Genomic DNA, 22,057 nt, shown 5'->3' on the forward strand with positions numbered 1-22,057 from the left:
TTGCCGATTTCTCACCCGAAAAATCACCCTGTATGACCCCCGAACGAGTGACCTTCGGGCACTCCGCCCTATGCGACACCCTCCCCCGCGTCGTCCCGAGGCCAGCGGAGCGCGGCGACCGGCTCTGGAGCCGGTCGCTCCGGCATCGGCTCGCCCGCCGGTGGCTCGTCGTCTTCTCCCACGAGGACCGTCGCTCCACTCAGCAGGGCGGCTCGCGCCAGTCCCTCTGCAACGGGGACCCGGGCGATGGAGCGTGCGGCGAGCTCGTCGCCTTCTCCGAGTGCCACCCAGGGCTCGGCATCCAGAGCCTCGAGCGTTCCATCGGCGGTCAGCTCCCTGGCATCAAGCACGAGGGTGTCGACCTGCGCTCGCTGCAACGCAGCGACGACGTCCCGCACACCATGTGCCCCGTTCTTGCCGTCGCCTGCGGCAGCCCGATCGAGTGCGTCGGAGACGGCGCCTCGGAGGTGCTCATCGACTGCGCGGGCGATCGCGTCGTCGAGAGCGCCGGCATCCGCTCCCTCGGCTTTGGTGTGGGCGTCGACGTCGATCGTGATCGCACTGGTGGCGGGCGACAGAGCGTCCTCGAGCAGCTGCCTGGCACGCACGTCACCCGCGATGACGACGAAGCTCGGTCGGTGCTCGCGCGCGATCGACTCGAGCGCATCGGCGACCTCGGACTGGGTCTGCTTCCAGATCTCCTCCGAATGCATCTGGTAGCGCTTGTGCGACCAGCCGCCTGACTGCACCTTGGGCAGGCTGTCGGTTCGTCCCTGCACCTCGGCCGCCTGGTCGACGCCCGCGCGTCCACCTGCCTCGACCCGCAGATGGGCGCCCTCCCGGCCCGCCTCGACGACCACGTAGCGAATGTCTGCGCCCAAGTGCCGCAGCAACGGCAGCACGGGAGGCACACGCGCGCATCCCACCTGCTCGGGCCCCAGCCGCTCGCCGATGAAGCGCTCTTCGACCTCGACGCGTCCGTTCTGCACGAGCAGGTAGAGCACGGATGGGCTCGGGATGCCTGCATCCTCAGCGAGCGCATCGTCGACGGCCTGCACGTCGGGCTCCGGCGCACCGCACTTGCGCAGCTCGTCGAGTAGCGCGTGCCTCCTACTGTGCTCGGCAGGCAGCGGCTCGTCGCCGTGGCCGTCCAGGTAGACGTATGTCCACGTTCCCTCGCCCGACAGCACGCGGACGAGATCGGTCTGGTCGATCATCCTGTCTTCCTTCCGCGACATTTCTCGACAGTGGATGCGTACGGGAAGCGGATGCCTACAGGACCGTCCGGCCTCCCGTGACCGCGATGCGCGCACCCGAGACGTACGAGGCCTCGTCGCTTGCCAGCAGCACGTACACGGGCGCGAGCTCCGCCGGCTGGGCCGGCCTGCTCAGCGGCGTGTTCCCACCGAACGACTCGACGTGCTCGGCCGGCATCGTCGAGGGGATGAGCGGCGTCCAGACCGGTCCGGGCGCGACGCTGTTGGCGCGGATGCCGCGATCCCCCAGCAGTTGAGCGAGCGACGCGGTCATGTTCGCGATCGCCGCCTTCGTCGCCGCGTACGGCATGAGCGTCGGCGACGGAGAGTCGGAGTTCACCGACGACGTGCCGATGATGGAGCCGCCCGCCTTCATATGCGGCAGCGCCGCCTTCACCAGATGGAAGTAGGCGCTGAGGTTCGTGGCGATGGTCTTGTCCCACTCATCGTCGGGGATGTCCTCGACCTTCGTGTAGGTGCGCTGCATGGCGGCGTTCGACACGACCACGTCGATCCTGCCGAACTCGTTCATGGCGGCATCCACCAGTCGACGCGACTCGGCCGGATCCGAGATGTCGCCGCGCAGTGCGACGCACCGCCTGCCCGCCTCCGTGATCCAATGCTCGGTGTCGCGGGCATCCTCGTCTTCTTCGAGGTAGCCGAACGCCACGTCAGCGCCCTCGCGAGCGAACGCGATGGCGACGGCCTTGCCGATGCCGCTATCGGCACCCGTGATGATCGCGGCCTTGCCTTGCAGGCGGCCGCTGCCCTTGTACGACTGCTCGCCGTGATCGGCCTTCGGGTTGAGTTCGGCCTCGGTCCCAGGTGGGGTCTGCTGCTGCTCCGGCTGGCTCATAGAGCGCCCGTCCTCTCTGCATATCTCGCAATATCTCGCACGGATTCCGTTCCCGCACGATGATTCCCGGGCCACGAAAAGCCCCGAAGGGGTTGACACGAATTCGGGGCGCGCCTGGGCGCAGCGAGAGAGGGTCGGTCAGCAGACAAGGACGATCAGGGAGACCGATCGTCGACCCGGATGCTCAGTTGCGGGCGTTGGGGAGCCGCGAGCTGACCGCGTCGAAGACCTTCTGCGCCTCGACGTACGAGCGGGCATCCATGGGATCTTCGCTCGTGATCGCTTCGGCTTCCTGCTCGGTCATCACAATCATTCCGCGCACACCGTGCGAGTACCGCGCCAAGGCCTCCAGCCGCTTGCGGTTGAGCTCGGGCGCCCGGGTGTCGTGATAGATGAACTGCAGCGGGATCGCAGGGCTGATCCAGATGCTGACACGGCCGCTGCCGTTCTCGGGCGGCACGATCCAGCTGAGCAGAAAGCTCTCCTGCAAGCGCAGCTTCGCCGCGATCGCGACCTTCAGATGAGCAAGGGTGCGGTCATCGAACGCGTACTGGGTCGCGTCGTTGTAGATGAGGTATCCCACATTCCGATGATGACATGACGCGGGACTGCTTTCAGCCATGCACTCGCTCGAGGTATGTACCCCGAAAGGGGGCTCACCGCTGCCGTGAGCGCGTGCGGCTCCGAGTGGTATCCAGGGCGGCGCTCGTCGACATGCAGGATTCCCGAGACGATGCGTCGTCGGCGACGTCTGGCCGCTCGTGCACCTGCCGAGCTTCGAGGCGGTGTTCGACCCCAAGACCGACCGGTGGTTGGTGCGCACGGTCGCCGACCTTCTTCTCGCCAACGGATGCTCGCAACTCGCCGGGTCGAGGCGCGCGGGTGACGTAGGCGCCGCGAGCATCGCGTCGAAACGGAGCGCGCGGACCTCTTAGACGCTCTTCGCCACCACCGAGAGGTCTCCGCCTCCTTCGACGGTGAGGCGACGGCCCATCCGGACGAGTTGCGGTTCCGGGCTGAACGCGCCTGCGAAGAGCGCCTCGCCCTTGCGGAAGGTCGGCGAGCGCTGCAGAAGCTCCTGCGGAACGAAACCGAAGACCTCGGCGAGTTCCCCTAGGTCGCGCGGAGAGTTCATCCGCATCAGGCCGAGGTTGTCGCACTGCGAGAGCACGTTCGGGTGGATCTTGGTGGGCCGCTGCGTCGACAGGAACAGCCACAGGCCGAACTTGCGGCCCTCAGCTGCTATCTGGATGAGCTGCTCGGTGAGCTGCGCCTCGATGTTCGAACGCGGGCTGGGCGGGCAGAAGTTGTGCGCTTCGTCGATGACGATCAGCACGGGATTGCGCTCCATCCGCCGCTGCCAGAGATCTTCGAGGATGCCGAGCGCGGCCGCCTGCGCCTCTCCCGGATGCGAGAACCCGCCGACATCGAGCACCGTCGCTCGCGGGCGCTCGGCGACGACGGAAACCGCGGAGGCGGCACCGAACGCCCAGAGCGGCCAATGCAGGATCTGCAGGTTATCAATACGTCGCCCGAGCAACCGCTGCGCTGCATCCTCCGAGGACGCGAGCACCTCAAGCAGGTTGCCCTGGGGCACGTTCTGCGGCGACATGTCGAAGTGCAACAGCGCGTTGTACTCGTCTGCGTCGGCAATGGGATCGAGTCGCCCCACGGCCGCCTTCGCCGGCACGCTGAGATCGACGAATCGGATGTGGAGCTGGGGCTCGCGTCTGGTGCTGGAGTGCAGCACGCGGATGTCGAGGTCCCGCCAGCGGGCCGCCTGCTCTCTGTCCACGTCATCGCGCGTGCTGGCGAGCTCGGCGAAATCCGCGTTGGGGTCGATGACGGCGGCCGGCAGCTCCGTCTGCAGAAGCAACTGCTCGAGTACGGCGCCCAGAGCATACGTCTTGCCCGATCCGCTCTGCCCGCACCAGAAGGTGTGCCGATTGAAGCGGGAGCCGTCGATGACGGCCTGCTGCTCCGGATGCTCCACCCTGGTTCCGATGGTCAACGGGATCATCGCGCCTCCTCGGCCGGCGATCGTGCTCACCGCACGCGATGAGCCTATGACCGCCCGGCAGAGAACCGATAGCGGCGGCGCGCACCCTCTCTACGCGACGGATGCCTGGGAATGATCGTGGCTTGCGAGGGCCGCGAAAAGCTCCGCGGCGAGGTACCCGTAATCGCCCTCGGCATCCGGACCCCGGAGGGTGATGCGCCCGTCGGTCTGCCAGGCCGCGATCTGTGTCACGGGAATCCGCGCGAGCTCAGCGAATGCCGCAGCCGGAACGATCTCGTCGAGGGTGATGCGCGACCCCATGCTGCTCACGTTCAGGCCGAGCTGCTGGGCAATGTAACCACGTGACAGCCCGGACTGCACGGCGCCGCCGAGCAGATGCCTGGTGACGCGGTACGCGCGGCGACGTGTCGCCCCTTGCGCAACGGCCTCTGCCGTAAGAGCTCCGCGCAGCACCTCGAGTATCCGTTCGCGCCGAACCGAGACTTGCTGCTCGTTGCCTTGTCGTGCGTTCATGGCCGCCATCCGAGTTGATGCTGACACTGCTTGGGACTGCTGATCCGGCTCGCTGCATTCACCGGCATACGTGGTGCAGCTGTTCATACATTCGGTGGGCCGACTCGGGGCCGTCGGCCCACCGAACGCAATGCTCTACTCGCTCGCCCTGCGGCGTCGGATTACGAGCAGGGCAGCTCCGGCCGCTGCCAGGAGCGCACCGAGGACGCCTGGGAGGAGGAGGTTGCTACCGGTGGATGCCAGCCCTGCCGGGGCGGGACTGATCGGGGTGGTCGTCTCGCAGCCACCTGCTGGCGTGCAGTCGCCGCCGGCTCCCGGGTCGACCGTGTTGCGTAGCCGGTGGTTGCCGTTATCGGGGTTGTTCACCGTGACGGAGTACGTGACCTTCACCGTCTCGCCGATGTCGAGTGCACCCGACCAGGACAACGTGGATCCGGAGAGCGTGGCGCCATTGCTGGCCTCGCCGTTGTACGCGGCGTCATCCAGCACGTCGCTCATGTCGTCCTTGAACGAGGCCGGATGACCGGTGGTGAAGGCGAACTGTCCCGTGTTGGTGACGGCGATCGTGTAGCTCACCTTGTCTCCGGCCTTGACCGCGTCGGTCGTGGATGCCGTCTTGGTCACGCTGTACGAGGCGACCTGCGTCGTCGTCGTGCACGCGCCATCCGGGTCGCAGCTGCCGCCCGGCGTGGTGGGAACGACACCGTTGATCAGTCGCTGGTTACCGGTATCGGGATGATTCACCGTGACCGAGTAGGTCACCTTCACGGTGTCCCCGACGGCAAGCGGCCCGGACCACGTCAGCTGGTTGCCGGCCACGGTGGCGCCGTTGCTGGCGTCCCCGTTGTAGGTCGCGTCATCCAGCACGTTGGTCAGGTCGTCGCGGAAGGATGCCGGCGTCGCGGCCGTGTAGGCCACGTCTCCCGTGTTCTTCACGGTCACCGTGTAAGTGATGATGCCGCCAGGGTTGACGTCGCCGGCGGATGCCGACTTGGACACCGTGTACGACCCGCTCGCGATCTGCACCGTGCAGGCTGCGTCATCGGTGCCGGCTGGGCAGTCGCCGCCGGTGTTCGGCGGGGTGACCACGGTGTTGTTCAGGTGCTGGTCACCGGTGTCCGGATCGTTCAGTGTCACCGAGTACTTGACCGCCACCGTCGCGCCCGTCGCCAGAGCGCCTGACCAGGCCAAGGTGGTCCCGTTCACCGTTGCGCCGTTGCTGGCGTCGCCGTTGTACGTGGCGTCATCCAGCACCGCCGAAAGGTCGTCGGAGAAGGATGCCGGCGCGAGCGTCGTGTAGTCCACCGCGCCGGTGTTCTTCACCGTCACCGTGTATGTCACCTTGTCGCCAGGAATGACGTCGGTCGCATCCGCCGTCTTCGTGACGGTGAACGCCTGCACCTGGCTGGTCGTGCTGCAGCCGACTGCAGGATCACACCCGCCGCCGCTGTTCGGGTCGCCGCTGGCAGTGTTCGTGAGAACACCGTCACCCGTGCCGCCGGGCCCGACGATCACCTGGTAGCTGATCGTCTGGGTGCCGCCCACGGGGAGCGCACCCGACCAGTTCAGGGTGGTGCCGTTGACGACGGCACCGTTCGTGGCCGAACCCGCCACGTAGGTGGCGTCGTCGAGAACCTTGGAGAGGTCATCCGTCACCGGGGCGGGGTCGCCCGCGGTGTAGTCGGCCTGGCCGGTGTTGTTCACCGTCACCGTGTAGGTGATCGTGTCGCCCGGGTGCACCGTGGCTGCGGCGGAGGATGTCTTCGCCACCGAGTACGACTGCACCGGGTTGGTGACGCCGCAGGCTCCGGGAACACAGGTGCCGCCATCGCCAGGGGTCACGCCGTTGATCAGGGTGTGGTCGCCGGAGTCCGGGGTGTTGACCGTCGCGGTGTACGTGATGGTCACGGTCGCCCCGGCCGCAAGCGGTCCTGACCAGGAAAGAGTGTTGCCGCTCAGCGTTGCCCCGTTGTCGGGCCCGCCCGTGATGGTCGCGTCATCGAGCACGGCCGTGAGGTCGTCCGTGAACGAGGCCGGGTTCGCGGCGGTGAAATCGGCGGTTCCATCGTTCGCGACCGTCACCTTGTAGGTGAGCGTGCCGCCCGGGTTCACCGCGCCTGCGGGAGTCGAGATCTTCGCGACGGTGAACGAGCGCACGTCGGTGGTCGCCGAGCAGCTGCCGGCCGGATCGCACAACCCACCCGCAGAGGTCGGTCGCACCGTGTTCGTGATGACGTGGTCACCGTTGTCCGGGCTCGTCACCGTCACCGTGTACGTGATCGTGGTGGTCGCGCCGACCGCCAGCGGGCCCGCCCACGAAAGCGTGTTCCCCGTCACGGTCGCCCCGTTGTCCGGGCCGCTCGTAATGCTGGCGTCATCGAGCACCCTGGAGAGGTCGTCGCTGAAGGCCGCAGGCACCTGTGCGGTGTAATCGATCGAACCGGTGTTCTTCACCGTGACCTGATAGGTGACCGTGCCACCTGCGGTCACCTCGGTGGTCGATGCGGTCTTGGCGACCGTGAACGAACCGGACGGGATGCGCACCGAACAGGCGGGGTTGCCCGCGTTCAGACCGCAGTCGCCGCCCGAATTCGCCGGAGTGACCACCGTGTTGTTCAGGTGCTGGTCGCCGGTGTCCGGCGCGTTGACCGTCACGGAGTAGGTGATCGTCGTCGTCGCCCCGGCCGCGAGTGCGCCGGACCAAGACAGCGTGTTCCCGTTCACGGTCGCGCCGCTGGACGCGTCGCCGTTGTAGGTGGCGTCATCCAGCACGGCCGACAGGTCGTCGGAGAACGACGCAGGCGCTGCTGCCGTGTAGTCGACGGATCCGGTGTTCTTCACCGTCACCGTGTAGGTCACCTTTGCGCCCGGAACCACCTCGGTCGCATCGGCCGTTTTCGTGACCGTGTACGACTGCACCTGCGTGGTCGTGGAGCAGGTGCCGGCCGCGTCACACGTTCCACCTGGACCGGTCGGCGTCACCGAGTTCGTCAAGACCGAATCCCCGGGGTCGGGGCTGCCCACGGTGACCGAGTAGGTGATCGTCTGCGTCGCGCCAGCCGCCAACGCGCCGGACCACGACAATGTGGTCCCCGTCAGATGCGCACCCCCGCTCGCGTCACCGTTGTAGGTAGCGTCGTCAAGAACCTTCGACAGGTCGTCCGAGAACGATGCCGGCTGAGCCGCGGTGTAATCCACCGTGCTCGTGTTCTTGACGGTCACCGAGTAGCTGACCTTGTCGCCGGGGTGTTCGGTGCCGGACGAGACCGCCTTCGACACCGTGTACGACGCATCGGCGAAGTTGACCGTCGCGCTCCCCGGGGGGTTCAGACCCGTCTCTGTCACGTTGTCCGGGCCGTTGGTGAAGCTGCCCGCGGTCGGCGATGTCACCTGAACCGTGATCGTGCAGGATGCCTCCCCCGCGGTGAGCGTGCCGCCCGTCACCGTAATCGACGTTCCCCCGGCAGCGGCAGCGGTCGTCGCGGCACAAGTGCCGCCGACCGCCGAGCTGGCGAGCGTGAGTCCCGCGGGCAGAGTGTCGGTGAAACCCCACCCTGTCTTCGACGCCAACTCGCTCGTGTTCGTCACCGTGAAGGTCAACGTCGACGCGTTGCCCGTGCGCACGAGGGCAGGGCTGAACGACTTGTCGAGCTGCGGCGTGACATCCAGGATGCGGATGTTGTCGAACGCGGCGTCGTTGCCGATTCCGGAGCCGTTGGCGTTGGTCATCTGGATGCCCAGGCTCGAACCGCTGAACAGAACCGAGCCGCTGGAGGTGTAGGTGTTGGCCACGACTGCCGTGCTCGAAGCTCCCGAACTGCCGTAAGCGGGAACCGCGATCGGCTTGCCCGAGGCGCACACGTTCAGCTGGCCGCCGACGTTCGTGGCGGTGCCGGTTGAGTTGACGAAGGCGAACTGGTAGAGCGGCGAGGTCGCGAAACAGTTGGTTGCGGCGCCGTCCACGCTGAAGGTCAAGAACCGGCCGGATGACGTCGCGAGGGGGATGTTGTTGACCGTGCGGAACTCGACAGCGTTGGCGCCTGGGTTGTTCTCGGTGTACGCCGCCACCGCGTGATTCGTGGTCGGGTCGGTGCCGCCCTGCACTCCCAGCGCGTACGCCAACTGCCCCAGGGGCGACGTGTCTCCGGTGCCCGCGCAGTTGCCAAGGGTGGTGTAAGGCGTGCTGAAGCCGCGGATCTGACCGTTGCACGAGCTCAGCCATGACGGCGCGGCGGTGTACTTCTGCCCGGTGGCGCCCGTGTAGCTGGTCAAACCGACGGGAGTGGTTCCCATGCCGTTCTCGAAGTTCTCGGTGTAAACGACGGTGGGCGGCTGTGTCGTGCCGGGTGTGCCGGGAGTCGCGGCTGCAGGCGTCGCGCCGAGCGCCACGGTTGCCAGCGCCGAACCGGCAAGTGCGAACGCGGCAAGCACTGCACCCGCCCGTAGCCTCCACGAGCCAAGCCGGGGCATCCCCAAGACATTGCGTTCCCGGCGCTGCCGAATTCGATTTACAGATGCGAAACGTCGCAAGCTTCCCCGCCCCTTAGATATGCAGCTGTCGCATCGTGGCCAGACAGCTGCTCGGCAATTCAAGGGTTCTGCCGGGAGCCAGCGGAAGGGGCTTCCGCATTTCTCACCCGAAATTTCACCCCGTTCCGCCCCCTTAGAGGGGACAGCTAGGCATCGTTCCGGTGGAATCGCAGCAGCCCGGCACGTACGCAGCGCGGCGGGCCCGTCCTCTTATATGGGTCTCACGCGCCCTATAGGACCGCATCCGGGCCAGGCGTACCATGTGCCGGAGCGGGCAAGGGGGCTAGCCATGGCCGGACGTTGGGGCGCTGTCACGGTTCTCGGAGCGGCGCAGTTCGTCATGGTGCTCGACAGCACGGTGATGAACGTGTCGATCTCCAAAGTGGTGACCGACCTGCACACGACCATTGCAGGCATCCAGGCCGCCATCACCTTCTACACGTTGACGATGGCGGCGTTCATGCTGCTCGGAGCCAAACTGGGTGGCATGTGGGGTCGTCGCCGCGCCCTCATCATCGGGTCGATCGTGTACGCGGTCGGTTCGGCGACCACGGCGCTCAGCGTGAACCTGGCGATGCTGTTCATCGGATGGTCGGTTGTAGAAGGCCTCGGCGCCGTACTGGTCATCCCGGCCATCGCCGGACTGATCGCAGACAACTACACAGGGCACGCGAGAGTGACCGCGTTCTCCGTGATCGGAGCCGCATCCGGGGTCGCCGTCGCCGTCGGACCCTTGGTCGGCGGCGTGGTGACGACCTACGCAAGCTGGCGGTATGTGTTCGCGGCGGAAGTGGTGATCATGGCTGTCGTCATCGCCTTCAACCGGGCCGTGCGGAAGACCATCGCGGCAGTCCCTGGCCGCATCGATCTGCTGTCGGTGCTGCTTTCCGCTGTCGCGCTCATCCTCATCGTCTACGGCTTGCTGCAGACGAAGACATGGGGATGGATCCTCCCAAGCAGCGATGTGAAGCTCTTCGGCCTTTCACCCGTCCCGTTCCTCGTCGCCGCCGGTGCCGTGCTGCTCTGGCTGTTCCTGCGCAGGCAACATGACTTGATCGACAGCGGCCGGGCGCCGTTCCTCGATCTCGCGATCCTGCAGTTGCGGCACCTTCGTGCTGGTGTGGGGAGCATCGGCATCCAATACGCCGTCACGGCCGGTCTGTTCTTCATCGTGCCCGTGTACCTTCAGATCACCCTCGGGCTGAACGCAGTAACCACCGGGCTGCACGTCTTTCCGCTGTCGGTGGCGCTCGTGCTGTTCTCGATCTTGGGCACCGTCTTCGCCCGTCGGCTCTCGCCGAAACGCATCGCCCGCATAGGCCAACTCGTTCTCGTGCTCGCCTGCCTCGTGCTCCTCGCCTCGGTCGACAGCACACTCGCGAACGGAGTCTTCGCCACGGGGATGTTCCTCGCCGGAGCAGCGCTCGGACTGCTGGCATCCCAGCTCGGGAATGTCACCATGTCGGCGGTGGCGCCGGATGAAGTCAGCGACGCGGGCGGTGTTCAAGGCGTATTCCAGAACCTCGGGTCTTCCCTCGGCACAGCGCTGCTCGGCTCAATCCTGATCGCCACACTCGGCACCTCGTTCACCGGCAACCTCGCAGCAAGTGATCTGCCGAGTTCGGTGCAGAGCCAAGTGAACGAAAGCACGCAGAAGGGCGTGCCGATCATGCCCGTCGCTGAGATTCCGCAGGTTGCCGAGAAGGCCGGGCTCTCAAGCCAGCAAGGCAGGCAGCTGGCGGGGATTTACGAGAATTCCCAGCTGCAGGCCCTCCGCCTCTCGTTCGCCGTCTTAGCCCTGATCTCGGTCGGCGCGCTCTTCTTCTCGCGGAATCTGCCCGACACCGTAGCCGGCTTGAAAGAACCGGACTCCGGCCGATCCGGCTCGAAACCAGGGAGAAACAGACACCGTGAGAAGGCGCGTGATCAAGCCGGCGGGTGAAGCTTCTCGATTGCGGTCGGCGCCGGGGACGTGATCACGTTGCTCGAGGTCAGTTCTCCAGCCGCCTGCGTCGCATGCCGTACGCCGTGATGGCGATTCCACCGATGAGCAGAACGCCGCCGACTGTGAGGGGCAAAAGGGTACTGCTGCCGGTGTTGGCCAGGGTGTCAGAACCGGTGGCTGCTGCAGTGCCTGAACCCGACACCGTCGAGACAGAAGACGCTGCCGCCAACCTGACGATCACCGTCGCGGTGTCACAGAGGTTGAGGTTCGCGGCCGCGCAAATGCGGTACGTCAGCGTGTAGTCGCCGGGGAGAGCGGTCGAGGGAACGCTCAGCGTCCCGTCAGCATTGAGCGAGGCCCCTGAGATGCCTCCGTCGTTCGTCAACGTAGGGACGACAGCGTTCGGGGCGAAGGGTGCTCCGTTGACTGTGTCGTTCGCGAACAGGCTTGCGGTAGTCGCGGCAGCACCAGTGGTGAGAGGCGTGCTCGTGAAGTCATCCGGCGTCGCAGCCAGGAAGGGCGAAGCGGCCGCGTCGCACGATGCACCATCCGCAGGGCCGGTGGAAAGCGTGGCGACCTGGTTCAGCGTAGGCGTCGCCGTGTCGAAGCCCAGAACCTCCTGGATCGACGCACCTTGCGAGAGGTAGAGGTGACCGTGTACCGACCACAGCGAGGTCGGAACTGCCGTCATGCCGGGAACCGCTGTCGCCGTGACGGCGCCGGTGGTCAGGTCGACTCGTGCGAGCTTGGGTGCCGGCGGCAACGCGGTGCCCGCGATGGTGTACATGGTGCCGTTCACGAAGGCTATGTCCGAAAGCAGCGGCTGGCTGACCGGAAGCGTCGTACTCGTCATCGTGGCGACGTCGACACGGCGCAAAGCGGTCTCGGTCGGGCTGTACACCCACAGGGCGCCGTTGTCGTCGAATCCGGCGACAGCGAAAATCGCCGAACCTGGAAGCCCAGCAACCACGCCCAGGTCCGTGCTCGTCCCGTCGGCCGCGACCTGATACAGGTGGTTTCCAGTAGCGGTGTTCCTACTCAGCGCGTACAACTGGCCGTCGACCGGATTGATGGCGATCGTGAACGTACTCAGTGCTCCGAGATCTGTGGTGTGTTCGACACCGGCTGCGGAACGCTCGATGAGCTGATTCGGGTTGGCGTTAGTCACGTAGTAGAAGTCGCTCGTGCAACCCACCGGAGCAGCCGAGGCCGGAGCAGCAGCCGTGACGGCGAGCAGGCCTCCAGCCACAAGACCAATGCCGACTACGCCGGCGCTCACCCTTCGTCCCAGCGTCTTCGTCAACGCGCGCACATTCACCACGAAATCCCCGATCGTTCGCGTTGGCTAACCCCGAAGTCGCGAGCGCACGAGTTGATCGGCGCCCGACGGCCAGGAGTAGTCAATAGGACTCGAAGGATCAGGGAAGGCGCTTACCGCCAGCTCGCCACAGAAATCACCCGGATTTGACTCGTTCTGGGGGCACCATCGCGTTGGGTCAACCTGAGGGCGGTCACTTCAATGCCATGCCTGGCACACGGCGGCGGATGGCATCCATCGTCGCCTCGTCGGAGACGCCCTGGAAGTCGTGGCGCGGGGTGTATGGCGCGATGAGGGAGGTCACCTCGTCGTCCGTGAGCGCGACCTCGAGAGATGCGATGGCATCATCAATCTGCTCGATGGACCCTGCACCGACCAGCGGGGCCGTCACGACCGGCTGCTTGCGCAGCCAAGCAAGCGCGATCGATGCTCGGCTCACGCCGTGGGCGGCTGCGACCTCGCCGACCGCGTCGATGATGGCGCGGTTGGACTCCTGCTCCGCCGGCGAGTAAAGAAGGTCGGCGTAGTCCCCGTCGGTTTCGGAGCGCGCCGTGGATCGGGCGTCGTCCCAGGCGCGCGCGAGGCGACCGCGAGCGAGAGGACTCCACACGATCGTCCCGACGCCTTCGTCGAGGCAGAGCGGGATCATCTCGCGCTCCTCCTCCCTGGCGAGCAGGTTGTAGTGATCCTGCATAGTCACGAAGCGAGCCCACCCATTCTGCTTCTGCAGATGCAGCGCCTTCGCGAACTCCCACGCGAACATCGACGAGGCGCCGAGGTAGCGCACCTTGCCGGCCTTCACTAGGTCGTGCAGCGCTTCGAGCGTCTCCTCGAGCGGGGTCGCGTGGTCGTTGCGATGGATCTGGTAGAGGTCGATGTAGTCCGTGCCCAGGCGCTCGAGCGAGTGATCGACCTCGGCCATGATCGCTTTGCGAGACAGACCCTTTCCGTTCGGGCCTGGTCGCATGGGATGCCGCACCTTGGTGGCGATCACCACGTCGTCGCGGTTCGCGAAGTCCTTGAGCGCGCGGCCCAAAATCTCCTCACTCGAGCCGTTCGAGTACATGTTGGCCGTATCGAAGAAGTTGATGCCGGCATCCAGAGCGTGCTTGATGAGAGGCCGGGCCTCCTCCTCGCCCTTCGACCACACGGGATGCCCGCGGTCGGGCTCGCCGTAGGTCATGGCACCGATTGCGATCGGCGAGACGTCCAACCGGGTGGTTCCGAGCTTGCGGTATTGCATGAGATCTCCTTGAATAGACGCAAGCGGAGAATTCTCCCCTTGACCTGCTCGACACTAGCGGAGAGTTCTCCGTTTCACAAGAAGGCTCATGACGAACCCGCAGCAGTCCGACAGCCGCCGGGCCGATGCGCAACGGAACCGTTCGCGCATTCTCGAGGTCGCCTACGCGGCGTTCTCGGAGGATCCCGATATCTCGTTGAACCTGATCGCCAAGCGAGCCGGGGTGGGAGCTGGCACCCTCTATCGCCACTTCCCAACACGCGAGGCGCTGTTGCTCGCCGTGTACCAGGAGGAGGTCGATCACCTGGTGCGCTCGGTCGATCCCATGCTTCGGGAGAACGAACCACTCGACGCCTTTCGCGTCTGGGCTCGAAGGCTCGCCGCGTACGCACGCATGAAACACGGCCTCGGCGAAGCATTGACGAGCCCCGCCGCCCAAGAGGCCATCAGCGCAACGTGGGCACCGGTCAGCCAGGGAGTTTCACAACTTCTCGCGGCGGCAGCCGCACGTAGGGACGTACGGGAGGGCATAGACCCCGCCGACGTCATCCTGCTGCTCAGCGCCCTCTGGCGCGTGCCACCCGGGGATGCCGGCCTGGCTCAAGCCGATCGGCTTCTGGAGATGATCATCACGTCGCTGCAGCACGAGCCGGGGATGCCCGCGTGAGAATGCCGGTCTTGTGAGACATTCCGCCGGGCTGCGGAGCTGCGCGCTAGGACGACAACAGCTCCCCGACGAGGGCTTCGACGCGACCGCGGATCGCGTTGCGAATCGGCCGCACGGCCGGCAGCTCGAGACCCGCTGGGTCGTCCAGTTCCCAGTCCTCGTAGCGCTTGCCAGGAAAGACCGGGCAGGCGTCGCCGCAGCCCATCGTAATCACCACGTCGGCCGCGCGCACGTCGTCGACCGCGAGCAGTTGTGGAGCATTCGCCGTGATGTCGATGCCCTCCTCGGCCATCGCTTTCACGGCGATCGGGTTGATGCTGTCGGCGGGCTCGGAGCCGGCAGAGCGCACGTCGACGCGGTCTCCCGCGAGGGCGGATAGATAGCCTGCGGCCATCTGGGAGCGCCCCGCGTTGTGCACGCAGACGAACAGGACCGTGGGTTTCTCAGCCATCTCTTCCTCAAGCTCGGGGAGCCGGCCGCCGGATTGCTGCGGCGGCCGGCCGAGGTCAGCAGCAGCCAGGCTCGCAGCAGCCCTCGTCTGGATCGCAACAACCAGTCATCATTATGTGACTCCTTCCATCGACAGGCGTCGATGGATTCAGTGTGGGCCCAAACATCGATGACTGTCAATGTTTGTGCGAAACTAGAGGCATGTCCGTCACCGAGCTGCTGCCGATCCGCGATCTGCAGGCCTGCTGCGCCCCGATCACGCGCGAGCCGATCGCTACGACCAACGCGGAGTCATTGGCCCGGTTGCTGAAGGCGCTGGCGGACCCTGCTCGGCTGCGCCTGGTCTCGATGGTGGCAGCGCACTCCGGCGGCGAGGCCTGCGTCTGCGACCTCACCGACCCTCTCGGACTCAGTCAGTCCACGGTGTCGCATCACCTGAAGGTGTTGGTCGACGCGGGATACCTGACCAGTTCGAAGCGCGGCACGTGGCATTACTACCGTCTGGTGCCCGGCGCCCTGGACGCGGTGGCCACCCTGCTCGCCACCGTCTGATGACGAAGCGGCATCCGCTCTGGCGAGCATGTCTCGCCGAGCTGCTCGGTACGGGCATGCTCACGCTCGCCGTGGTCGGGTCCGGCATCGCCGCCGCACGGCTCTCTTCGGATGCCGGCATCCAGCTCGGGATAAACGCGGCAGCCACCGGGCTGGCGCTTTTCGTCATCATCACGGTCTTCGGGCCCGCCTCGGGCGCGCACCTGAACCCGGTGGTCAGCCTGGTGGATGCCGCGCTGGGTGGAAGGCCGTGGAAGCACTTGGCCGGCTACGTGCCCGCGCAGTTCGTCGGCGCCATGGCGGGCGTGGTTGTAGCCAACGCGATCTTCGGTCGCAGTCCCGTTTCGATCAGCAGCACCGACAGGCTCAGTGCCGCCCACCTCGCGGGCGAGGTCGCGGCCACCGCGGGCCTCGTGCTGGTGATCTTCGCTCTGGCCCGCAACGGCAACCACCGCGTCACTCCGGTCGCGGTGGCGTCGTACATCGCCGCCGCGTACTTCTTCACATCCTCGACCAGCTTCGCCAACCCGGCCGTCACCGTCGGCCGGATCTTCAGCGACACCTTCGCCGGCATCGCCCCGGCCTCTGCCGTGGCGTTTGTTCCGGCACAACTCGTCGGCTGCCTCATCGGCGGTGCGGCAGCGGTGCTGCTCTTTCCGGCGCGGGCCGCCATCACCCCTTCACCGCTCCTGCACTCATCCCCTGCACGAGGAACTTTTGCACGTAGGCGAACAGGATGACCACGGGCAGGATCGCGACGAGACCGCCAGCGGCCAGCGCTCCGAAGTCGGCGCCGAACTCGCCCAGGAGATAGCTCAGTCCGACGGGGACTGTGAACCTGTCCTGCTGACTCATGAACATCAGGGCGAACAAGAAGTTGTTCCAGGCGCTGATGAACGCGAACGAGCCGACCGCGACGATGCCGGGCTTCAACAGCGGCAGCACCACGAGCCGGAAGGCCTGCGTCCTCGTGCATCCGTCGACCCACGCGGCTTCCTCGATCTCCATCGGGACGTTGCGGATGAATCCGGACATCAGCACCAACGACAACGGCAGATGGAAGACCGTGTCGGCGATGATCAGGCTGATCAGGTTGTTGGTGAGGCCAAGGGTGTTGAAGATCTCGAACAGGGGAATGAGCATCATGGCGCCCGGAATGAACTGGGTGCAGAGCATGACGACCAGAAAGAGCGTCTTGCCACGGAACGTGAACCGGGCGAGCGCGTACCCCGCCAGGAGGGCGATCACCGTCGAGACCACGAGCGTCGAGGCCGCCGTGATGATGCTGTTCTGGAAGTAGATGCCGAAACCGGAACCGTTCCAGACACTCACGAAGTGATCGAAGGTGATCGGCCACGGGATCAGCGAGGTGGAGCCCGCCGGCCGGAAGGCGAAGAGCACCATCCAATACATCGGCACGAGCGTGAAGGCCAGGAAAAGACCGAGCGGCACCCACAGGCTGAGACGGTCGAGCGCTCGCTTGGCCCGGCGGCGCGGGCGAGGATGCTCCGGGGCGCGCTCCCCGCCGGGCGCGTCCTCGGTTGTGGGTCGAGCCATCGGCCGATCGAGCACCGTCATCGTTCGGCTCCTCTCTTGGTGAGACGCAGATACAGCAGGGAGAAGAAGGTGAGGAGTACGAATGCCACGACGGTGAGCGCCGAGCCGTATCCGAAGTCGCGGCTCTGGATCGCCGTCTGAGCCACGTAAAGGGGCAGAGTGGTGGTCGAGTTGGCCGGGCCTCCGCCGGTGAGCGTGTAGAGGAGGTCGACGTTGTTGAACTCCCACACCCCACGAAGCAGCGTGGCCAGCACGACTGCCTGCCGGATATGCGGCCACGTGACCGACGCGAACTTGCGCCAGCGGCCCGCACCATCGACATCCGCCGCCTCGTACAGCTCGCCCGGCACCGACTGCAGGTCGGCGAGGATCAGGATGGCGAAGAACGGGATGCCCTTCCACAGCTCGGCGATGACGACGGCGATGAATGTCGTGCCCTGGCCGGAAAGCAGCGAGGTGCCGTGCTCCCCGATACCGAGGTCGGCGAGGTAGCGGCCGACCCCGGTGGCGGGGTTGTAGATGAGGATCCAGATCGTTGTGGTCAGGATGCCTGAGACCGCCCACGGAGAGAACGTGAGCGCCCTCGCCATCCCTCGCCCGACGAAGGTGCGGTTGAGCAGGAGTGCCAACGCCAACCCGAAGATGAACTGAAGCGCCACCTCGACGACGACCCACTGCACCGTGAAGCGGAGGCTCTGCCAGAAGAGCTGGTCGCCCAACATCTTCGTGAAGTTGTCCAGTCCCGCGAAGCCGTCGTTCCAGGGCTGCGTCACGTTCGCGTGCTGCAGGCTGTAATAGAACACGCTGGCGATCGGGTAGACCAGAAAGACCAGTACCAGCACCACCGTTGGGGCGATGAGCAGGTACGGGTACCACCGCGTACGCGTGGCGAGCCTGCTGCGCCGGCGTCCCGTGCGGGAGAGAGCGACGGTCATCGTGGATCCTTCCGGGCTACTTCTTGGTGCGCTTCAGGTAGTCCTGCTGTGCCGCAGTGAACTGCTGGGCGGCGTCAGTGAGGAACGCCTTCACCGTTTCATCGCCTTGCAAGACCTTCTGCCACTTCGGAAGCAGGTCGGTCGCTGTGATCGCGTTGAACTGCGGCAGGTAGTACGGCTGCTGGAGGATGACGGCGTTCTTCGCCTTCTGCGTCGCCAGCGCTGCGGTCATGGCCGGGTTCGAGGTGACCCAGCTCTGCTTGGCGACGTCGGCGTTGCCTGGCAGGTACCCGGACTTCTGCGCCCAGAAGGAGTTGCCCTCCTTACTCATCGTGAACTCGAGGAACTTCCACGCGGCATCCTGGTGGCTGCTCGCCTTGAACATGCCGAATCCCGTGACCATCTGGCCGGTCACGATCGTCTTGCCGTTGTCGGCCGGGAAGGTGCCGACCACGCCGACCTGGTCCGGCTTGAGCGTGGCGATGTGAGTCGGATACGAGCCGATGCTGTGGCTGAGCATGCCGGCGCCCCCGTTGTCGAACTGAGCGACCATGGTCTTGAAGTCGGCCGTCAGGTCGCTTTTGGCGGTGTCCTTGCCGTAGAGGGAGACGTACTTCTCCGTTGCAGCGACGACGGCAGGCGAATCGAGCGTCGAACGGCCCTTGCTGTCGAAGAACGAACCCACACCGGCCATCGGGTAGACCATCTGCACGAACTGCGAGAAGAAGCCGGCGCCGCCGCGGATCGTGTAGCCGAACTTTCCAGCGGAAGGATCGGTCAGAGTGTTCGCTGCGGAGAAGAAGTCGTTCCAAGTGGTCGGCTTGGACAGCCCGGCCTGGGCGAACCAGTCGGAGCGGTAGTACACCACATCCGAGAGGGCGGTCGCGGGTGTGAGGTAGAGCTTGCCGTCCGGCGCCGCGGCCTTGGCCGACTTCAGCATCGTGGGATCGATCTTCTTGGCGATCGAGGAGCCGGCGAGCCGGTCATCCAGCGGCGCAAGGGCGTTCTGCGCGACGAGAGCCGCGACATCCGAAGCCTTGGGGGTCACCAGGTCGGGAGTCGACTTCGTTGCGATCGCGGTGCTGAGCTTCTGCATGTACGAGTCGGTCGGCAGGCCGAGGTACGTGATCGTGATGTTCGGGTTCTTCTTCTCGAACATCGAGATCAGCTGCTTCAAGTTGGCGGTGCGATCCGGCCGGGTGTCTGTGTCCCAAAGCTGCAGGGTCACCTTCTTCTGCGCGTCGCCGGCGCCACCGCTCGAGCAGGCGGCGAGTCCGAGCATGAGGGCCGTTGCTGAGGCAACGGCGACGATCCGCCGGAGCGATAGTGAGCGGCCGACGGCCGTACGTGCATGACGCGTCATTGCGTTTCCTCTCCAATGAGTGAATGCGTGAAACGGGAAAGATCGCTGCCGGCCCTAGTCCCGCTGGGCTAGTCGATCATATACTATGTACGGAGCACCATACACTGGAAGGAAGCTCATGGACAGCTCGATCACGCGGCTCACGCAGTCGGCCTCGCGCACAGGCCTTGTCGTTCAAGCCCTGCGGCTGGCCATTCTTTCCGGCGAGTTGACCGCCGGCCAGCCCCTCGTTGAGGCCGACCTCGCCGACCGATTCGGCATCTCGAAGACTCCGGTGCGCGAGGCGCTCAAGACGCTCTCCGGGGCCGGTCTCGTAACGATGAGCGAGTACCGCGGCGCCGTCGTGCGAGTCGTGGATCCGCAGATGGCATACAACGTGTTCGACATGCGGGCACTGCTGGAGCCCACTGCGGTGGCGCGCACGGTCGAGAACGGTGCAGATGTCGAGACTGCGCGCTCCGCTCTGCGGCGCGCGGACGCGGCGGACACCGAGGCAGAGCGCAGCCTCGCCAACCGCGACTTCCACCGCGCGCTGTACGCGGGCTGCGGCAACGACATCCTGATCGCCACCCTCGACGGGCTGCGCGAGCAGACCGCGCTGATCAGTGTCAATGCGTGGACGAAACGCCCGAGCTGGAAGGACGAGGCCACGGAGCACGGGCTGATCCTCGAGGCCGTCGAGGCGGGCGACGCCGCGGCCGCGTCTGCCCGCGTTCTCGAGCACATCCGTGGTTTCGAGGCCTTGGCCATCCGCCAACTGCAAGGAGTGAAATGACCTTCGCCGCCCAGCGGGAAGCCCTCGCCGACGTCGTCGCCATCCCTGTCACGCCGTACGCCGCCGACGGATCCGTCGACATCGACACGTACGAGAGTCTCCTCGATCGGCTCGTGCGGCATGGCATCCGAACGCTCACACCGAACGGCAACACCGGCGAGTTCTATGCGCTCTCCCCCGTAGAGCGTCGCGCGCTCATCGCGGCGTCCGCCCGTGCAGGCGAAGCGGCCGAGCTCGTCGTCGGCGTCGGGCACGACGTCGCCGAGGCGACCGCCGACCTCGCCGTTGCCGCCGAGCACGGCGTGCGAATGGCGATGATCCACCAGCCCCTGCACCCGCACCAGTCCGCTGACGGGTGGATCGAGTACCACCGCGTGATCGCTGCGGCCCAGCCCGACATGGCGTTCGTCCTTTACGTGCGGTCGCATTGGATCACCGGAGACATGCTCCGTCGCCTGGGCGAGCTCTCCCCCAACATCGTCGGCGTGAAGTACGCCATCCCCGATCCCACCGTGTTCGCATCGGTGCGCGCGGCAGTGGGATCGGAACGCTACGTATGGATCACCGGACTCGCCGAGCCGTACGCGCTCTCTTACGCGGTCCACGGTGCAAGCGGCTTCACCTCCGGCCTAGTCAATGTGGATCCCGGCATCTCCCTGAGCCTTCGCGAGGCGTTGCGAGGCGGCGCCTACGTCGAGGCCGACGTCATCCTGCGCCGGATCGCCCGCTTCGAGGAGCTGCGCGCCGACGAACGCTCCGCGAACAACGTGAGCGTCGTCAAGGAGGCGATGTCGCAGCTCGGGCTCTGCGACAGCCGAGTGCGACCACCGAGCCATCCTGTGAACAACGAGGTGCGCGCGGAGATCGGCGACATTCTGGACCAGTGGCGGGCACATGCTCCCGCCGGGTCGGCATTGGCCGAGGCGGTCGACGCATGAGAATCGAACGGATCTCGACCTTCATGCAGCGTGTTGCGGATCGCCCCCGGCTGCTCGTACGCGTCGACACGGACGAGGGCGTGCATGGCTGGGGCGAGGCATACAACCACGGCCCGGATCTCGCGCTTCCCCCACTTCTCGACTACCTCGAACTGCAGCTCGCCGGCGAGGACCCGCGACGCGTGGAGCATCTGTCGCAGAAGCTGCTGCGCACCGCTCGCTTTCCGCAGGGCGCACTCGGTCTCGCCGCCATCTCGGCGATCGACCACGCCCTCTGGGACGTCACCGCGAAAAGCATGGGTGTACCGGTCTACGCGTTGCTCGGAGGTGCGGTGCGAGACCGAGTCCGGGTGTACAGCGGGGTGTACACCGCTCCGGATCCTGGCGCGGTTCGAGACATCTGTGCCGAGCAGTCCGAGCGGTACGGCTTCGACGCGTTCAAGCTCAGCCCCTACCGTGGCGACCTCTTCGACAAGCGCTGGGGTCTTGTCGTCAACGAGAGCGCCGACTACTTCGCCGCCGTTCGCGAAGCTTGCGACCCGGCCTGGGATTTCGCGTTCGATGCACACGCGAAGATCTTCGAGCCGCACCAGGCCATCGCGCTGGGGAACGCGCTAGCCCCCTGGCAACCCATGTTCCTCGAGGAGCCGATTCGCCCGGAGAATAAGCAGGCATGGGCATACCTCCGATCCCGGCTCGACGTGCCGCTCGCAACAGGTGAGAGCCTCTACTCGCCGAACGAATTCCTCGATCTGTTGGCCGTCGGCGGAGCTGACATCGTGCAGCCCGACATCTGCGTGGTCGGCGGCATCTCCCAGATGCGCCGCATAGCCGTGCTGGCAGAAGCGCACTACACGACGGTGGCTCCGCACAACCCCATGGGTCCGCTCGCCACGGCGCACAACCTCCATTTCGCTGCTGCCTGCAGCAACTTCTCGATCCTCGAGTACAAGCTCGACGACACGCGCTGGTGCCCTGACCCGTACTTGCCGGTCGACGGCCACCTCGAGCTTCGTCCCGACCGCGCCGGCTGGGGTATCGAGATGGACGAGGTCGCCCTAGCCGCCGACGACTACGTGCATTGGGAGCGCCGGCTCCCCCGACGCCCTGACGGCTCGCTCGGGTACTGCTAGCCGTTC

General features: G+C 66.0%; 19 protein-coding genes. 7 read left to right on the plus strand and 12 right to left on the minus strand.

The window, feature by feature from the left end:
• Positions 1 to 68: 68 nt before the first annotated feature.
• The 6 genes from ACO2Q7_RS14745 to ACO2Q7_RS14770 all read right to left on the minus strand — a co-directional run bounded on the left by ACO2Q7_RS14745 (position 69) and on the right by ACO2Q7_RS14770 (position 9,115).
• Positions 69 to 1,217 carry a Vms1/Ankzf1 family peptidyl-tRNA hydrolase gene (locus ACO2Q7_RS14745; protein WP_423356456.1) on the minus strand — a complete coding sequence of 383 codons (1,149 nt, stop codon included), beginning with the start codon at positions 1,215 to 1,217 and terminating at the stop codon, positions 69 to 71.
• 55 nt (positions 1,218 to 1,272) lie between these two features.
• The gene (locus ACO2Q7_RS14750; protein WP_423356457.1) at positions 1,273 to 2,112 is read right to left on the minus strand and encodes an SDR family oxidoreductase; all 840 of its coding nucleotides are present in this window, start codon (positions 2,110 to 2,112) and stop codon (positions 1,273 to 1,275) included.
• A gap of 184 nt (positions 2,113 to 2,296) precedes the next feature.
• The gene (locus tag ACO2Q7_RS14755) at positions 2,297 to 2,695 is read right to left on the minus strand and encodes a hypothetical protein (RefSeq protein ID WP_423356458.1); all 399 of its coding nucleotides are present in this window, start codon (positions 2,693 to 2,695) and stop codon (positions 2,297 to 2,299) included.
• A gap of 348 nt (positions 2,696 to 3,043) precedes the next feature.
• Positions 3,044 to 4,132 carry an ATP-binding protein gene (locus ACO2Q7_RS14760; protein ID WP_423356459.1) on the minus strand — a complete coding sequence of 363 codons (1,089 nt, stop codon included), beginning with the start codon at positions 4,130 to 4,132 and terminating at the stop codon, positions 3,044 to 3,046.
• A gap of 90 nt (positions 4,133 to 4,222) precedes the next feature.
• On the minus strand, positions 4,223 to 4,645 hold the full coding sequence (locus ACO2Q7_RS14765) for a hypothetical protein (protein ID WP_423356460.1): 423 nt from the start codon (positions 4,643 to 4,645) through the stop codon (positions 4,223 to 4,225).
• 135 nt (positions 4,646 to 4,780) lie between these two features.
• On the minus strand, positions 4,781 to 9,115 hold the full coding sequence (locus ACO2Q7_RS14770) for a beta strand repeat-containing protein (RefSeq protein WP_423356461.1): 4,335 nt from the start codon (positions 9,113 to 9,115) through the stop codon (positions 4,781 to 4,783).
• Positions 9,116 to 9,464: 349 nt separating this feature from the next.
• Here ACO2Q7_RS14770 and ACO2Q7_RS14775 point away from each other — a divergent pair, with 349 nt between their 5' ends.
• Entirely contained in the window at positions 9,465 to 11,117 is a 1,653-nt protein-coding gene (locus ACO2Q7_RS14775; RefSeq protein ID WP_423356462.1) for an MFS transporter, read from the plus strand.
• A 49-nt stretch (positions 11,118 to 11,166) separates the two neighbouring features.
• Here the strand turns inward: ACO2Q7_RS14775 and ACO2Q7_RS14780 are convergent, their stop codons facing one another.
• Entirely contained in the window at positions 11,167 to 12,423 is a 1,257-nt protein-coding gene (locus tag ACO2Q7_RS14780; RefSeq protein WP_423356463.1) for a DUF6923 family protein, read from the minus strand.
• Positions 12,424 to 12,631: 208 nt separating this feature from the next.
• Entirely contained in the window at positions 12,632 to 13,681 is a 1,050-nt protein-coding gene (locus tag ACO2Q7_RS14785; protein ID WP_423356464.1) for an aldo/keto reductase, read from the minus strand.
• A gap of 88 nt (positions 13,682 to 13,769) precedes the next feature.
• Here ACO2Q7_RS14785 and ACO2Q7_RS14790 point away from each other — a divergent pair, with 88 nt between their 5' ends.
• Positions 13,770 to 14,348, plus strand: coding sequence for a TetR/AcrR family transcriptional regulator (locus tag ACO2Q7_RS14790; protein WP_423356465.1), 579 nt, complete (start codon positions 13,770 to 13,772; stop codon positions 14,346 to 14,348).
• A 46-nt stretch (positions 14,349 to 14,394) separates the two neighbouring features.
• Here ACO2Q7_RS14790 and ACO2Q7_RS14795 read toward each other — a convergent pair whose 3' ends face one another.
• Complete coding sequence (locus ACO2Q7_RS14795; protein WP_423356466.1) at positions 14,395 to 14,799, minus strand: arsenate reductase ArsC; 405 nt, start codon at positions 14,797 to 14,799, stop codon at positions 14,395 to 14,397.
• Positions 14,800 to 14,999: 200 nt separating this feature from the next.
• Here ACO2Q7_RS14795 and ACO2Q7_RS14800 point away from each other — a divergent pair, with 200 nt between their 5' ends.
• Together ACO2Q7_RS14800 and ACO2Q7_RS14805 are read left to right on the plus strand one after the other, a co-directional pair.
• Positions 15,000 to 15,350: an ArsR/SmtB family transcription factor gene (locus ACO2Q7_RS14800; protein WP_423356467.1), complete on the plus strand. Its 351-nt coding sequence runs from the start codon at positions 15,000 to 15,002 to the stop codon at positions 15,348 to 15,350.
• Positions 15,350 to 16,090 carry an MIP/aquaporin family protein gene (locus ACO2Q7_RS14805; RefSeq protein ID WP_423356468.1) on the plus strand — a complete coding sequence of 247 codons (741 nt, stop codon included), beginning with the start codon at positions 15,350 to 15,352 and terminating at the stop codon, positions 16,088 to 16,090. The genes ACO2Q7_RS14800 and ACO2Q7_RS14805 overlap by 1 nt, the downstream gene beginning before the upstream one ends.
• Here ACO2Q7_RS14805 and ACO2Q7_RS14810 read toward each other — a convergent pair.
• Genes ACO2Q7_RS14810 through ACO2Q7_RS14820 form a run of 3 tightly spaced genes read right to left on the minus strand, consistent with a single transcriptional unit; the run spans position 16,023 to position 19,205 of the window.
• Positions 16,023 to 16,928 carry a carbohydrate ABC transporter permease gene (locus ACO2Q7_RS14810; protein WP_423356469.1) on the minus strand — a complete coding sequence of 302 codons (906 nt, stop codon included), beginning with the start codon at positions 16,926 to 16,928 and terminating at the stop codon, positions 16,023 to 16,025. The two genes, ACO2Q7_RS14805 and ACO2Q7_RS14810, sit on opposite strands and share 68 nt — an antisense overlap.
• Positions 16,925 to 17,842 carry a carbohydrate ABC transporter permease gene (locus tag ACO2Q7_RS14815; RefSeq protein WP_423356470.1) on the minus strand — a complete coding sequence of 306 codons (918 nt, stop codon included), beginning with the start codon at positions 17,840 to 17,842 and terminating at the stop codon, positions 16,925 to 16,927. Before ACO2Q7_RS14815 ends, ACO2Q7_RS14810 begins: the two co-directional genes overlap by 4 nt.
• 16 nt (positions 17,843 to 17,858) lie before the next feature.
• Positions 17,859 to 19,205 (minus strand): ABC transporter substrate-binding protein, encoded by a 1,347-nt coding sequence (locus ACO2Q7_RS14820; protein WP_423356471.1) that lies wholly within the window; start codon positions 19,203 to 19,205, stop codon positions 17,859 to 17,861.
• A gap of 118 nt (positions 19,206 to 19,323) precedes the next feature.
• Between ACO2Q7_RS14820 and ACO2Q7_RS14825 the strand changes: the two genes are divergently transcribed.
• The 3 genes from ACO2Q7_RS14825 to ACO2Q7_RS14835 are packed head-to-tail and all read left to right on the plus strand — an operon-like array spanning position 19,324 to position 22,051.
• Complete coding sequence (locus tag ACO2Q7_RS14825; protein ID WP_423356472.1) at positions 19,324 to 19,980, plus strand: GntR family transcriptional regulator; 657 nt, start codon at positions 19,324 to 19,326, stop codon at positions 19,978 to 19,980.
• A complete protein-coding gene (locus tag ACO2Q7_RS14830) occupies positions 19,977 to 20,918 on the plus strand; it encodes a dihydrodipicolinate synthase family protein (RefSeq protein ID WP_423356473.1) in 942 nt (313 codons plus the stop codon). Before ACO2Q7_RS14825 ends, ACO2Q7_RS14830 begins: the two co-directional genes overlap by 4 nt.
• Positions 20,915 to 22,051: a mandelate racemase/muconate lactonizing enzyme family protein gene (locus ACO2Q7_RS14835; RefSeq protein ID WP_423356474.1), complete on the plus strand. Its 1,137-nt coding sequence runs from the start codon at positions 20,915 to 20,917 to the stop codon at positions 22,049 to 22,051. The genes ACO2Q7_RS14830 and ACO2Q7_RS14835 overlap by 4 nt, the downstream gene beginning before the upstream one ends.
• Positions 22,052 to 22,057 lie beyond the last annotated feature (6 nt).

It is taken from the genome of Rathayibacter sp. KR2-224, from assembly GCF_049446075.1.
Taxonomy (GTDB): domain Bacteria; phylum Actinomycetota; class Actinomycetes; order Actinomycetales; family Microbacteriaceae; genus Humibacter.